The 12,955-nt window shown below is 67.4% G+C and carries 11 protein-coding genes; 6 read left to right on the top strand and 5 right to left on the bottom strand.

What is annotated here, in order from left to right; all coding sequences use genetic code 11:
- Nucleotides 1–133: 133 nt before the first annotated feature.
- Nucleotides 134–1,912, bottom strand: a complete 1,779-nt coding sequence (locus E8M01_RS11535; protein ID WP_170181864.1) for a winged helix-turn-helix domain-containing tetratricopeptide repeat protein — start codon at nt 1,910–1,912, stop codon at nt 134–136.
- Here E8M01_RS11535 and E8M01_RS11530 point away from each other — a divergent pair.
- Nucleotides 1,911–2,912, top strand: coding sequence for a DUF6639 family protein (locus E8M01_RS11530; protein ID WP_136960250.1), 1,002 nt, complete (start codon nt 1,911–1,913; stop codon nt 2,910–2,912). The genes E8M01_RS11535 and E8M01_RS11530 overlap by 2 nt on opposite strands.
- Before the next feature lie 93 nt (nt 2,913–3,005).
- Here E8M01_RS11530 and E8M01_RS11525 read toward each other — a convergent pair whose 3' ends face one another.
- Genes E8M01_RS11525 through E8M01_RS11515 form a run of 3 tightly spaced genes read right to left on the bottom strand, consistent with a single transcriptional unit; the run spans nt 3,006 to nt 6,453 of the window.
- Nucleotides 3,006–3,872 carry an SDR family oxidoreductase gene (locus E8M01_RS11525; RefSeq protein WP_136960249.1) on the bottom strand — a complete coding sequence of 289 codons (867 nt, stop codon included), beginning with the start codon at nt 3,870–3,872 and terminating at the stop codon, nt 3,006–3,008.
- Complete coding sequence (locus E8M01_RS11520) at nt 3,869–5,677, bottom strand: acyclic terpene utilization AtuA family protein (protein WP_136960248.1); 1,809 nt, start codon at nt 5,675–5,677, stop codon at nt 3,869–3,871. The genes E8M01_RS11525 and E8M01_RS11520 overlap by 4 nt, the downstream gene beginning before the upstream one ends.
- The gene (locus tag E8M01_RS11515; RefSeq protein ID WP_170181863.1) at nt 5,674–6,453 is read right to left on the bottom strand and encodes an enoyl-CoA hydratase-related protein; all 780 of its coding nucleotides are present in this window, start codon (nt 6,451–6,453) and stop codon (nt 5,674–5,676) included. The genes E8M01_RS11520 and E8M01_RS11515 overlap by 4 nt, the downstream gene beginning before the upstream one ends.
- A gap of 85 nt (nt 6,454–6,538) precedes the next feature.
- On the opposite strand from E8M01_RS11515, the gene E8M01_RS11510 reads away from it, so the two are divergent.
- Nucleotides 6,539–7,357, top strand: coding sequence for an enoyl-CoA hydratase/isomerase family protein (locus E8M01_RS11510; protein ID WP_136960246.1), 819 nt, complete (start codon nt 6,539–6,541; stop codon nt 7,355–7,357).
- Nucleotides 7,358–7,373: 16 nt separating this feature from the next.
- On the opposite strand, the gene E8M01_RS11505 is transcribed toward E8M01_RS11510, so the two are convergent.
- Complete coding sequence (locus E8M01_RS11505) at nt 7,374–8,576, bottom strand: acyl-CoA dehydrogenase family protein (RefSeq protein ID WP_136960245.1); 1,203 nt, start codon at nt 8,574–8,576, stop codon at nt 7,374–7,376.
- 192 nt (nt 8,577–8,768) lie between these two features.
- Between E8M01_RS11505 and E8M01_RS11500 the strand changes: the two genes are divergently transcribed.
- Genes E8M01_RS11500 through E8M01_RS11485 form a run of 4 tightly spaced genes read left to right on the top strand, consistent with a single transcriptional unit; the run spans nt 8,769 to nt 12,951 of the window.
- A complete protein-coding gene (locus tag E8M01_RS11500) occupies nt 8,769–9,362 on the top strand; it encodes a TetR/AcrR family transcriptional regulator (RefSeq protein WP_170181862.1) in 594 nt (197 codons plus the stop codon).
- Nucleotides 9,359–10,840, top strand: coding sequence for an acetyl-CoA carboxylase biotin carboxylase subunit (locus E8M01_RS11495; protein WP_136960243.1), 1,482 nt, complete (start codon nt 9,359–9,361; stop codon nt 10,838–10,840). Before E8M01_RS11500 ends, E8M01_RS11495 begins: the two co-directional genes overlap by 4 nt.
- Nucleotide 10,841: 1 nt before the next feature.
- Nucleotides 10,842–11,342 (top strand): acyl-CoA carboxylase biotin carboxyl carrier protein subunit, encoded by a 501-nt coding sequence (locus E8M01_RS11490; protein WP_170181861.1) that lies wholly within the window; start codon nt 10,842–10,844, stop codon nt 11,340–11,342.
- Between the two features lies 1 nt (nt 11,343).
- Complete coding sequence (locus E8M01_RS11485) at nt 11,344–12,951, top strand: acyl-CoA carboxylase subunit beta (protein ID WP_136960241.1); 1,608 nt, start codon at nt 11,344–11,346, stop codon at nt 12,949–12,951.
- Nucleotides 12,952–12,955: the final 4 nt, after the last annotated feature.

Here is a 12,955-nt window from a genome sequence, read left to right as displayed (position 1 = left end):
CTGGCGGGGTGAGAAACGCGGGTCAACCCTGCGGCTGGATCCGGTCGGCGAGGAAATCGCCGCCCGGCGAGACCGGTCGGTCGCAGTCGCAGCCCCGTTCTTTGGCACATCATGCCGGTTCCGGCGCATTGCTTCAGTCCGGCAGTCCGGCGCGACGCAGACCGTCATAGACGCGTTCGCGCTGCGCCAGGAATGCCGGCGCGTCCGACGGTTCCAAGGATCTGAAACGGCTGAGACTGAAGCCGGGCGCCAGCTGGAGCAGGTTGGCGACCGCGGCGCGGGCTTCGGCCTCCCGGCCGATCCGCGCCAGCGCGCTGGCCAGAAACAATTGGGTGAACTGGTCCTGGGCGTTCAAGGCTGCCGATCGTCTCAGCCATTCGACCGCCTCATCGTCGTGGCCGAGATGGAGGCGGGCGACACCCATGATCAATTGCCAGCGCGGCAGATGGCGGTCCGTTGGGCTCAGCCGCATCGCCTTGCGCAGCGATTCCAGGGCATTTTCCGGCCGGCCGAGCATGATATTGGCCGCCGCGATGCTCGCCAGGACCTCCGGATTGCGTGGATCGAGCTGCATGGCATGTTCGAAATCCATCAGCGCGTCGCCCATCCGCTTCTGCTCGTAGCGCACCCAGCCCCGGGTGACATGCGGGCCGGCGGCCATGGGTTTCAAGGTGACGGCGCGCTCGGCCGCCTCACTGGCCTCCTGGAGATCCTGTTCGCGTGTCGGGCTGAAGCGGATGCGGCGGAGATAGCTGCTGGCCACTCCCATCCAGGCACCGGGCAGCGATCCGTCGAGCCGCAATGCTTCGCGAAACAGGCGCCGCGGCTCCGACAAGTCGCCGCCATCCGGCGTATCGTGCAAGAGAGTGCTTGCGCGGATCAAATAGTCGGTTGCGTCGGGATTGTCGGGGCGCTCGCGGATGGAGCGCGCGCGTTCCGCATGGAAAAGTTCGACCACGAAGCTGCGCGACAGCCGCATCGTCACCTCGTCCCGCAATTCCGAAATCCCACGCAACTCGGTATCGAACGACTCGGTCCAGATATTGGCCGCCGTGCTCGCGTCGATCAGTCGCGCGGTGACGCGCAGCTGATCGCCGGAGCGGCGAATCGTGCCCTCCACCACGTAGCGAACACCCAATTCGCGCCCGACCTTTCGGACATCGATCGGCGCTTCCGTGGGGGTGAAAGCCACACTGCGGGCGATCGACAGCCCGCCGTAAAACCGCGACAGGCCGGTAATCAGGTCGTCGGTAATGCTGCTGGCGACGTTGTTCTGTTCCAGATCCGCGCCGAGATTCTGGAACGGCAGCACGGCGAGCGAGAGACGCGGGACGGCATGGGCAGCTGCGGCAACGGTCGGTTGCGCCGTCGGGCGCGGCCCGATCGTCGCCCAGATCGTCGCGCCGGCGATCAGCGCGGCGCTGACCAGCACCAGCGAACCGATCACCTGGCTTCGCGCCGGCCGGCGCAACGGCCACCAGCGGCCAGGCGAGGCGGCTGCAATTGGGTCGCGCCCGGGCGCCTCGGCGGCGGAATCGGCCGGCCCCGTCCCGATGGCTTGGTCGGGGCGCAAGGCGGCCGGGCCCAAAAACAGGGGCTCGACCTGGGCGTCCAGGAGGTAGCCCCGGCGCGGCATCGTCTTGATCAGCCGATGGCTGTGGTCGTCCAATTTGTCGCGCAGTTCCCGGATGCACTGGACGAGCGAGTCGTCCGATACGAACACACCGGGCCAGACGGCACGGCAGAGCTCGTCCTTGGGAACCAGCCGGCCGGCATTCTCCGCAAGGTGGCGCAGCAACTCGAACGCCTTGGGGCGCAGGGCGATGTCCCGATCGGCGTGACGTAGACATCCGCGCGTCAGATCGAGCGTGAATCGATCGAAACGGAGGACGTTATGAACAATATGTTCCATGCCGTCGCTCCAGGCGAACGGCGCCATCCCACCATCGGCAAAGTCTAGGCGAAATTTCGGGTCTTGGCCATCGCTCCATCAGGACATCGGCGTCGCGCGCCTCGCCAATAGCCGGCACGTCACGCTGCATGGTCGGCGGCTCAGCCAGCCGAACGCAGCCCTTCGTCGCGTTGTGTTCGAGGAGGTGATGATGGCTCGGGCTCGTTCGCTCCAAGCGTGGCTCTCACACATCCTGCGCGGCCATCAGCCTCCTGCCTCGATCACCGAACGACCGCGTCGGGGCCATGCGACGCTGGTGCTGATCCTGGCTCTTCTGGCGGCGGCCGCCGTACCGGTCAAGGCGCTCGCCGCGTGCGGCCGCAGCGGCGTGACCGTGGTTGGTAGTCCAGGCGAGCATGACGAGGCCTGCGCCGCGCTTGGCGAAGTCCTGCAATATTTCGCCGATGGCGGCCTTGCGGTCGAGCTTCGGGTGACGATCCGGTTTCAGCAGTCGGTCCATCTCGAGAGCGGCGCCGATGCGGCCACGCCGCTGACGACTGTCGAACCGATCCCGGTGACCGGGTTCTACCTTGCCGCACGCCAGGAAATTCGGATGACCAGCTCGACCTCGCCGTGGGTCTATCAGCGAAGGCCCTGGGGCCTGCCATGGGATCAACCGCTCGCCCATTCGATCCTGAAACACGAGATTGCCCATGCGGTCATCTATCAGCTGCTGGGTGCGAACCATCGGAAGCTGCCGCGGGCATGGCATGAAGCTTTGGCCTATGCGGTGCAGATCGCACTGATGGCGCCGGATCTGAGGGCCGGGATACTGGCGCGATATCCCGATCGGCAGGCCTTTTCCAGCACCTACCACATCAATGATTTTGTCTATGGCGTCGATCCGGACGGCTTCGCGATTGCCGCCTACAAGACCTATTTGCGGGATGGAGAAATCGAGTTCGTGAAACGAGCCCTCAGCCTCCAGCTCGAGATGGTCGACATGAACGACCTGCCCTGACCGGCTCAGCCCTGAATTCCATCGGGAGCCGCGACCGCCCCCGCGCGCCGGCCGGTCCGGTCCTGTTGCGTCACAATGCCAGGCCCGTTCGGGTCAGGGTCGCTGGCCGCCGAAATAATCGGGACGCGGGATGGTCCACTGGTCGCCCCAGACCTGGTTGCCGCCGTCGACCACCATGACCTCGCCGGTGACGAAGGCGCCGCTCGGGCCGGCGAGATAGGTGACGGCGTCGGCGACATCGCGGGCCTGGCCGAAGCGCTGCATCAGGTTGGAGCGCGGCAGGTCACGTTGCGCCTCATCGGAATAGACATCCATGCCCTCGGTGGCGATGGCGCCGGGGGCCACGCAATTGACCCGGATGTTGAGTGGCGCCCATTCGATCGCGACCGTCTTGGACAGGTAGATGACGCCGGCGCGCGCCGCGCAGGTATGAGCGACGCCCGGCATGCCGCGCCAGATCACGGTGACGATATTGATGATCGAGCCCGGAGTGCCATGGTCGCGCCAGCCGCGGGCGGCGGCCTGCATCATGTGCCAGGTGCCAGTCAGATTGGTGTCGATGACGGCGTTCCAGCCCTTCACCGAATAATCGATCGCGGCCTGCGGAAACTGGCCGCCGGCATTGTTGACGAGATGGTCGAGCCGGCCGAAGCGCTGCCAGACTTCGGCGTGAAGCCGGCCGACATCATCGGCATCGCGAATCGAGGCTGGCCGCACCAGGACCTCGCCGCCAAGGCCGCGGATCAGCTCGGCGGTCGCCTCCAGCTTGTCGGCCTTGCGGCCGCAAATCGCGAGCCTGGCGCCGAGCCTGGCGCATTGGACGGCGATGGCCTTGCCGATGCCGCTGCCGGCGCCCGAGACCAGCACCACCTGGTCCTTCAGGAGATCGGCGCGATAGGTCAGCGGCGCGGTGATCAGGTCGGCATCGCTGCCGGTCGCATGAGGCGATGTCTGGGTCATGGCCGGCGCGCTCCGCGTGCGAGTTCCGCGAGATCGGTTGGAACGGGAATGGCGATATCCATCAGCATCTGGGCGAAGGCCTTGCCTTGCGGATCGATGCGCAGGGAGGCGATGCCGCCGCCGCCGAGGCAGTCATGCAGCAGGAAATTCAGCGCGTTCATGCCGGGCAGTTCGAAGCGTTCGACGTGGGTGACGCCGGTCTGGCGGAAATAGTCCCTGATCTGCTCCGGCGTCAGTGCGGCGCGGATGAAGGGCAGGTATTCCGGCTTTCGCGCGATCACGCCGATATTGGCGGAATTGCCCTTGTCGCCGCTGCGGCCGACGGCCAACGCGATCAGCGGCACGGTCGTGGCAGTCGCCGGAACAGCCGGCTCGGGTGATACCCCGCCCGGCTCGGGCGCTGGCGTTTCACGTGAATCGGTTGCCGGCAAATCATATCGTTGCCCATCGATTGCGACGCTGGCCGGCACTTTTTCCGCGGGCACCAGAAACGAATAGCCGCGCAGAACCGGCTGGACGCCAGGGCGCCCGGCGAAGAAGCCGGTCAGGCCCTGGGCCATGGCGGTCGCGGCCGGCGCGATCTCGCGGGCGAGCATGGCGAGTGGCGCTTCGGCATCGTGCCGGGCGCCGATCTTCAGCACGACCTCGCGGCTTGCCAGCGCCTCGGGGCGGGCCTGGTCGCCATAGGTGGCCTCGCTGCCGAGGACTTCGATCGAGGTTTCGCGGAAATCGGCAAGACCGGCCTCGGCGACCAGCCGGCGGGCGCGCGCGATGATGGCTTCGCCGGTCCGCCTGGCCTTGGGCGCCGCATCGCGGCCGGCGATGGTCACCGTGCCGATGGTGCGGAAGCCCTCGGCAAAGGTGGCGCTGACCTTCAGGCTGCCGGTCGGTGCCCGGCCGCGCGCGCCGGTGACCAGGACCTGGTCGGGGCCAGCCTCGGTCATCACGACCTGGCTGAAATCGCAGGCGACATCGGGCAGGAGATAGGCCTTGGGGTCGCCGATCTCGTAGAGCATCTGTTCGGCGACGTTGAGCGGCGTGATCAGCCCGCCGGTCGCCGGCGGTTTGGTGATCAGGAATCGACCGTCGGCGCGGCATTCGGCAATCGGAAAGCCCATGTCGTCCCAGCCGGGCACGTCGGCCCAGTCGGTGGCGAGACCGCCGGTCGCCTGGGCGCCACATTCGAGCAGGTGGCCAGCCAGGCTGCCGGCGGAAAGCCGGTCGTAATCGGTCGGCGCCCAGCCGAATTCATGCATCAGCGCGCCGAGCGTGACAGCCGAATCGACACAGCGCCCGGTGATCACGATGTCGGCGCCGCGGGCGAGCGCGAAGGCGATCGGCCCGGCGCCGAGATAGGCATTGGCGCTGGTCAGTTTTTCCGGGAGAGGCGCGCCGGTGAACATCTCGCTGACGCCAGCCGCCCGGAACTCCTCGAGGCGCGGCAAGAGATCGTCGCCGGTCACGACCGCGATTTTCGGGGCAAGGCCAAGGGCCGCCGCGCGCCGGCCAAGCTCGGCCGCGGCAGCCTCGGGGTTCATGCCGCCGCCATTCGACACGACGCGAATGCCGCGCGCCATGATGTCGGGCAGCAGCGCCGCGACGGTGTCGACGAAATCCGGCACGAAGCCGAGCTCCGGCCGCTTCGCGCGGATCCGGGCGAGCAGCGCCAGCGTGATCTCGGCGAGATAGTCGAAGACCAGATAGTCGATTTCGCCGCGCTCGACCAATTGCCGGGCGCCGGCCGGCGTATCGCCCCAGAAGCCCGAGGCGCAGCCGATTCGAATGGTCTTGGCCTGATCGCTCATGATGTCACCCAACGCGGCGCGCGCCTTTCGTTGAAGGCCTTGAAGCCCTCGATCGCGTCGTCGGTCTTGGCCAGCAGAGGCAAGACGCGCTGGGCATATTCCAGCCCGGCGAGATAGGGCATCTCAGCAATGGTATTGAGCGCGCGACGGCCGAAGCGCATGGCGGTCGGCGCGCCGCCGGCAAGTGAGGCGACGAGCGTGTCGATCGCGGCATCGAGCCCGGTTTCCGGCAGCGCCTCGTTGACGGCACCGATCGCCTGCGCTTCCGCCGCCGAGATCGGCTTGCCGGTCATGCAGAGCTTTGCCGCGTCGCGGCGCGACAAGACGCGCAGGATCGAGGGCAGGATCATCAGCGGGAACAGGCCGAGACTGATCTCCGGCGTGCCGAGCCGGGCGTGGTCGGCGGCAATGGCGAAGTCGCAGGCGCAGACGAGCCCGAAGCCGCCGCCAAGCGCATGGCCATTGACCCTGGCGATGGTCGCCACCGGGCAGTCCTCGATCGCCCTGAGCAGCAGGGCGACCGGATTGTCGAGCCGGTTGGGATCGACCCGGAAGGGGTCGCCTTCGGCATCCTGTTTCAGATTGCCGCCGGCGCAGAAGACCTTCGAACCGGCGCCGGTGATGACCACCGCCCGGATGCCGTCGCGGCCGCCGGCGCTCTCGACGCCCTCGCGCAGGGCATGCAGCACGGCATCATCCAGGGCGTTGCGCTTGGCCTCGCGATCGATCGTGAGCCAAAGCGCCTGTCCCCGCGTTTCGACGCGGACATCAGTCATCGTTTTCTCCCATTGAATGTTATTCATTTTTGCTGAACTCTACCCGAAATCGCCCGAGGTTCAAGGGCGCCACAAGGAGGAAGTCATGTCCAAGGAAGCCGCGCCGCTCGCGCAGAGCAGCACTGAGGCACCGGTGCTCACCAGCGTCGATGGCCCGATCGCGGTCATCCGGCTCAACCGGCCGAAGCAGCTGAACGTGCTCGACATCGCCATGGGCGAGGGCCTGCTGGCGGCGCTCCGGCGCATCGCGGCCGACGCCACGATCCGAGTTGTCGTGCTCGCCGGCGCCGGCCGGTCCTTCATGGCCGGCGGCGATCTCACCTTGTTCCACCGGGACCCGGAAAAAGCGCCGGCCGCCGCGACCCAGCTGATCGACCTGTTCCATGCCGCCATGCTGGCGATCAGGCAAATGCCGCAGCCGGTCATTGCGGCACTGCAAGGGCCGGTCGCCGGCGGCGGCCTTGGCCTGGCGCTCGCCTGCGACCTCGGCGTGGCGGCGGACGATGCGAGTTTCCTCTCCGCCTATACCAAGATCGGCACGAGCCCCGATGGCGGCACCACCTGGTCGCTGACCCGGCTGCTCGGGGCGCGCCGCGCCATGGAAGTCATGCTGCTGAACGAGCCGATGGATGCGCACACGGCGCTGGCGCTCGGCCTGGTCAATCGCGTGGTGCCGGCGGGCGATGTCGAGGCCGAAGCGCTCGCCATGGCGCGCAAGATCGCCGGCGGCGCCCATGGCGCGACGGCGGCGGTCAAGCGGCTGGTCGGCGCGGCGGTGACGGCAGATTTCGCCGAACAGCTCGCCGCCGAAAAGGTCTCGTTCATCGAGCGGGCAGCGACAGCCGATTTCCGGGAAGGCATTGCCGCCTTCCTGGAGCGGCGGACGCCGCGATTCGAGCCCTGACGCCGGATACCGCCGGTCAGCGCAGCAGCTCGCCGGCAATGATCAGCTTGCGGATCTCGGTGGTGCCGGCACCGATTTCCAGCAGCTTGGAGGCACGGTAGAGCCGGTTGACCTCGGTCTCGCGCATGTAGCCGGCGCCGCCGAAGATCTGCACCGCGTCGGCGACCACTTTGCTGCAGCCTTCGGCGGCAAACATGATCGCGGCGGCGGTGATCTTGTGGATCTCGCCGCGGCCGCCCGCGCCCTCTTCCAGGTCGTTCGCCTCGGCGAGGGTGCGGTAGCACAGCGCCTTCATCGCTTCGACCGTGACATACATCTCGGCAAGCTTGCCCTGGACCAGCTGGAACTCGCCGATCTTGCGGCCGAACTGCTCGCGTGTCTTGGCATAGTCGATGGCGAGCTCCAGGGCCCGCTCGGCCATGCCGACATTGATCATGGCGACGATGGCGCGCTCGAGGTCGAGCCCGCTCATGACCACCGCGACACCCCGGTGCTCGGCGCCGACCATGTTGGCGGCCGGCACGCGGCAGTCGTCGAAGGTCAGCTCGGCGGTGGTCGAGCCGCGAAAGCCCATCTTGTCGAGCTTCTGGGCCACCGCGAAACCGGGCGTGCCCTTCTCGACGATGAAGGCGGAAATGCCCTTGGCGCCCCGGGCCCGGTCGGTCTTGGCATAGACCAGCACGATATCGGCGACCGGGCCGTTGGTGATGAAGAGCTTGCGGCCGTTGAGCACGTAGCTGTCGCCGTCCAGCCTGGCGGTGGTGGCCATCGAGCCAAGCGCGTCGGAGCCGGCGCCGGGCTCGGTCAGCGCGAGCGCGCCGATCTTGGTGCCGTCGCAGAGCCCCGGCACGACCCGGCGCTTGACCTCGGCGCTGGCATTGCGCGCGATATTGTTCAGGCAGAGGTTTTCATGGGCGACATAGGAGAGCGCGATCGCCGGGTTGTAGCGCGCCAGGCCTTGGGTGATCAGCGCCGAGGTGAAGAAGTCCGAACCGCTGCCGCCGAGCTCCTCCGGCACCGTCACGCCGAGGAAACCCATCTTGGCCAGCGCCGGCATGGCCTCCGGCGGCCACCATTCCTCGTCGTCCATGCGCGGCTGCAGCGCGAGCAGTTCGTCGCGGCCGAATCGCGATGCCAGATCAAGGATTTCCTGCTGATCGGCCGATAGCTCGAAGGCCGATGCCGCACGGTTTCGTCCGGATGTCCCGGTCGTGTCCATAATGTCCTCCCCAGGACGTTTTCGCCGCTTTGGGCGTGTTGACATGCTTCAATGAATAATATTCACTATGGGCAACTTGGCAAGCGCCCAGTCTCCGACAAGAGGCGCTCCGGGGGAGGACATCATGTTCAGGGACTGGCGCGGCCCGGCCGCGGCACAGGCGTGCTCATGCCTGTGATCAGCGCAAAACGAATGCAGGATCGCCGCGATTCGATCCTCTCGGCGGCCAAGCAGGCCTTTGCCGAGAAGGGCTTCGAGGGCACCTCCATTGCCGATATCGCGCGCGCCGCCGGCGTCTCGGACGGGCTGGCCTATCGCTACTTCCAGAACAAGCGCGACCTGCTCAACGAAGTGCTGCGCGCCTTCTACGAGCGGACCATGGTCGACCTCGAGATCATCGCCACCCGCGATGCGCCGTTCGAGACCCGCCTGCACGACCTGATCCACCGGCATCTGGTGGCCTTCGTCGCCGATGCGGACCTTTGCCGGCTGTTCATCTCGGAAGTGCGGACCGCCAGCGACTACCAGGGCTCGCCGGTACACGAATTGAACCGCCGTTATACCTCGATCCTGATCCGCATCATCGAAGCCGGCGTCGCGACCGGCGAGGTGCGCGCCGATATCGACATCCGCCTGGTGCGTGACGTCATTTTCGGCGCCGTCGAACACCGCTCCTGGGCGGCGGTCAATGGCCGTCCGCATGATGTCGACGCCACCGCGCGCAATCTCGTCGAGCTCTTGCGCTACGGCCTGATCGCCCGGCGGGATGCCGGAGCCGCGTCATGAGCCGCTTGCCCTTCGACACGCTGCTGGTCGCCAATCGCGGCGAGATCGCGCTCAGGATCATCCGCTCGGCCAAACGCCTGGGCCTGCGCACCGTGGTGGTCTGCCACGAGGCCGATGCCGGCTCGCCGGCGGCGGAGGCCGCCGACATGGTGGTGGGCATCGAGGGGCGCACCGGGGTTGCCGCCTATCTCGACGGGGCGCAGATCATCGATGCGGCCCGGCGCTCGGGTGCCCAGGCGATCCATCCGGGCTACGGCTTCCTGTCGGAAAATGCCGGTTTTGCCCGTGCCGTGGCGGCGGCCGGCCTCGTCTTCGTCGGGCCGACGCCCGAGGCGATCGATCTGATGGGCGACAAGATCCGGGCCCGTGCCTTTGTCGTCGAGCACGGTTTTCCGGTAGCGCCCTCGGCGATCGAGGATGACGACCCGGCAAGCTTCGTCGAGCGGGCCCGCGCGCTCGGCGCGCCGCTGCTGGTCAAGCCATCCGCCGGCGGCGGCGGCAAGGGCATGCGCATCGTCCGCGACATGGCCCTGCTCGAGCAGGAGATCATCCAGGCGCGCAGCGAAGGCACCCGCTATTTCGGTGACGGCCGGCTCTATGTCGAACGTTTCGTCGAGCGGCCCCGCCATATCGAGGTTCAGGTGCTGGGCGACGCCCATGGCCATGTCGTGCATCTGGGCGAGCGCGAGTGTTCGGTCCAGCGCCGCTTCCAGAAGATCGTCGAGGAAACGCCGTCGCCGGCACTCAGCCCGGCCTTGCGGGAGCGCATTTGCGAAACCGCCGCCGGCATCGCGCGCGCCGCCGGCTATCGCAATGCCGGTACGGTCGAATTCATCTTCGGCGACGGCCAGTTCTATTTCCTGGAAATGAACACCCGCCTGCAGGTCGAGCACCCGGTCACCGAAATGGTCACCGGCATCGACCTGGTCGAGCAGCAGCTGCGGGTCGCAGGCGGCGAGGCCCTGGCCTTCTCGCAGGCCGATGTCACGTCGTCGGGCCATTCCATCGAACTCCGGGTCTATGCCGAATCCGCCTCGCGCGGCTTCACCCCGACCACCGGCCGGATCCTGGCGCTGGAATTGCCGCAAGGCGAAGGTGTCCGGGTCGATGCCGGTTTCGGCCAAGGGCAAAGGGTGACCACCGCCTTCGATCCGATGCTGGCCAAACTGATCGTCCACGGCGCCGACCGTGGCCAAGCGATCGACCGTGCCCGCCGGGCGCTCGCCGATTTCGCCCTGCTCGGCTGCGAGACCAATATGGCCTTCCTTGGCCGGCTCATCGCCGACCCGGCCTTTGCCGCCGGCGAGGTTCATACCGGCTGGCTCGACGAGAACCCGTCGCTGGCGGCCGAGCCGCCGCTCGATCGGGTGACCGAACTGAAGCTTCTGGCGGTCGCTGCGCTTTCGACCCGCGCGGTGCGCGACGGGGCCGATGCCGTCCCCACCCTTCATGCCTCCATTGGCGCCTGGCGGAACTGACATGCGGCACGCTTTCGACATTGCCGGATCCGAGATCGAGCTCTGGCTCGCCCGTGAGGGTGCGGGTTATCGGCTGCACCGCGATGGCGGTGAGGCGCGCGTGGCGCTGTCGGCCGAGGGCGGCCTGCGCCAGATGCTGACGGTCGACGGGGTCTCCGAGCCGATGCTCGTGGCGATCGAGGGCGAGCTCCTGCATGTCCATGTCGGCGGCCGGTCCCATGTCATTCGCCATCTCGACCCGGCCCGGCGCTTCGCCGATGCGGATGCGAGCGGCGGCGCCGACATGGCGCGGGCGCCAATGCCCGGCACGGTGGTGCGCATCGATGCGGTGCTTGGCCAGGCGGTCGCGGTCGGCGATCCGATCCTGGTGATCGAGAGCATGAAACTCGAGACCACCATCCGCGCCTGGCAGGACGGCCGGATCGGCGACATCCATGTCAGCGAGGGCCAAAGCTTCGATCGCGATGCGCCGCTGGTCAGCCTGACCGCGAGCGAGGCCTGACATGCGCAAGATCATCTCGTCGCTGGACACGCGCTCGGCCGAGTTTCAGGCCAATCTCGCCCATAACCGGGGCCTTGCGGCGGAACTCAGGAACCGTCAGCGCGACGCCCGGCTGATCCGCCCCGAGCGCGACCTGCAGCGCCTGGCGCGCCAGAACAAGATGTTCGTGCGCGACCGGATCGAGGCGCTGCTCGATCCCGGCACGCCCTTCCTCGAACTGTCGACGCTCGCCGCCGGGCACGCCTATGACGGCGACGTGCCGGGCGCCGGCGTCGTCTCCGGCATCGGCATCGTCTCGGGCCGCGAGGTGATCATCCATGCCGACGACGCCAGCGTGAAAGGCGGCGCCTGGTATCCCCTGTCGGTCAAGAAGATCGTCCGGACGCTGGATATCGCCATCGAGAACCGGTTGCCGGTGGTGCATCTGTGCGACAGCGCCGGCGGCTTCCTGCCGCTGCAGGCGGAACTGTTCGGCGACCGCTATCTCGCCGGCCGGATCTTCCGCAACCAGGCGACCTTGTCGAAAATGGGCGTGCCGCAAGTGGCGATCGTGCTCGGCCATTGCACGGCGGGCGGTGCCTATGTGCCGGCGCTCAGCGAATATAACGTCATCGTCAAGGGCACCGGCGCGATCTTCCTCGGTGGCCCGCCGCTGGTGAAGGCCGCGACCGGCGAAGAGGTGACGGTCGAGGAGCTCGGTGGCGCCGACGTGCATACGCGGATTTCCGGCACGGCCGACTATCCCGCCAGCAACGAGCGCCACGCCATCGCGATTGCGCGCGAGATCGTCGGCACGTTTCCCAAGCGCGCCAAGGCCGCGGTCGACTGGGCAACGCCCGAGCCGCCGGCCTATGACCCGGACGAGCTCTACGGTGTCATCCCACGCGACATCAAGGTGCAGTTCGACATGCGCGAGGTGATCGCGCGCCTCGTCGACGGCAGCCGGTTCCACGAATATCAGCCGGCTTACGGCACGACGCTGATCTGCGGCTTCGCCCATATCTGGGGCTGCCCGGTCGGCATCCTCGCCAATAACGGCGTGCTGTTCAACGACAGCGCGCTCAAGGGCGCGCATTTCATGCAGCTCTGCGACCAGAACCGGACCCCGGTGCTGTTCCTGCAGAATATCACCGGATACATGGTCGGCCGCGAGTATGAGCATCGCGGCATCACCAAGGACGGCGCCAAGATGATCATGGCGGTCGCCGGCCTCGAGGTGCCGAAGATCACCGTGGTGGTCAATGGTTCGTTCGGCGCCGGCAATTACGGCATGTCGGGCCGCGCCTTCGACCCGCGCTTCCTGTTCATGTGGCCGCAGAGCCAGATCTCGGTGATGGGCGCCGAACAGGCGTCCAACGTGCTGGCCGACATCAAGATCCGGCAGTTGGCCCGCAACGGCGAACAATTGGACACCGGCGGCATCGCGGCGATCCGCGAGCCGATCCTGGATGAATACCGGCGCCAGTCGAGCGCCTATTATTCGACCTCGGAGATCTGGGACGACGGCATTCTGGATCCCGTCGACACCCGCAACGCGCTGGCCATCGCCTTGTCCGCGGCGCTCAATGCGCCCGGCAAGGATCCTCATTACGGCGTCTTCAGGATGTGAGGCG

The sequence above is a fragment of the Phreatobacter stygius genome, assembly GCF_005144885.1.
Taxonomy (GTDB): domain Bacteria; phylum Pseudomonadota; class Alphaproteobacteria; order Rhizobiales; family Phreatobacteraceae; genus Phreatobacter; species Phreatobacter stygius.
This window is presented reverse-complemented; position numbering and strand designations above follow the sequence as displayed.

Excerpts from the sequence above, each read along its gene's own strand:
- E8M01_RS11530 (WP_136960250.1), top strand. The coding sequence starts at position 1,911 with ATGCCGTCGCTCCAGGCGAACGGCGCCATCCCACCATCGGCAAAGTCT.
- E8M01_RS11535 (WP_170181864.1), bottom strand. The coding sequence starts at position 1,912 with ATGGAACATATTGTTCATAACGTCCTCCGTTTCGATCGATTCACGCTC.
- E8M01_RS11525 (WP_136960249.1), bottom strand. The coding sequence starts at position 3,872 with ATGACCCAGACATCGCCTCATGCGACCGGCAGCGATGCCGACCTGATC.
- E8M01_RS11520 (WP_136960248.1), bottom strand. The coding sequence starts at position 5,677 with ATGAGCGATCAGGCCAAGACCATTCGAATCGGCTGCGCCTCGGGCTTC.
- E8M01_RS11515 (WP_170181863.1), bottom strand. The coding sequence starts at position 6,453 with ATGACTGATGTCCGCGTCGAAACGCGGGGACAGGCGCTTTGGCTCACG.
- E8M01_RS11510 (WP_136960246.1), top strand. The coding sequence starts at position 6,539 with ATGTCCAAGGAAGCCGCGCCGCTCGCGCAGAGCAGCACTGAGGCACCG.
- E8M01_RS11505 (WP_136960245.1), bottom strand. The coding sequence starts at position 8,576 with ATGGACACGACCGGGACATCCGGACGAAACCGTGCGGCATCGGCCTTC.
- E8M01_RS11500 (WP_170181862.1), top strand. The coding sequence starts at position 8,769 with ATGCAGGATCGCCGCGATTCGATCCTCTCGGCGGCCAAGCAGGCCTTT.
- E8M01_RS11495 (WP_136960243.1), top strand. The coding sequence starts at position 9,359 with ATGAGCCGCTTGCCCTTCGACACGCTGCTGGTCGCCAATCGCGGCGAG.
- E8M01_RS11490 (WP_170181861.1), top strand. The coding sequence starts at position 10,842 with ATGCGGCACGCTTTCGACATTGCCGGATCCGAGATCGAGCTCTGGCTC.
- E8M01_RS11485 (WP_136960241.1), top strand. The coding sequence starts at position 11,344 with ATGCGCAAGATCATCTCGTCGCTGGACACGCGCTCGGCCGAGTTTCAG.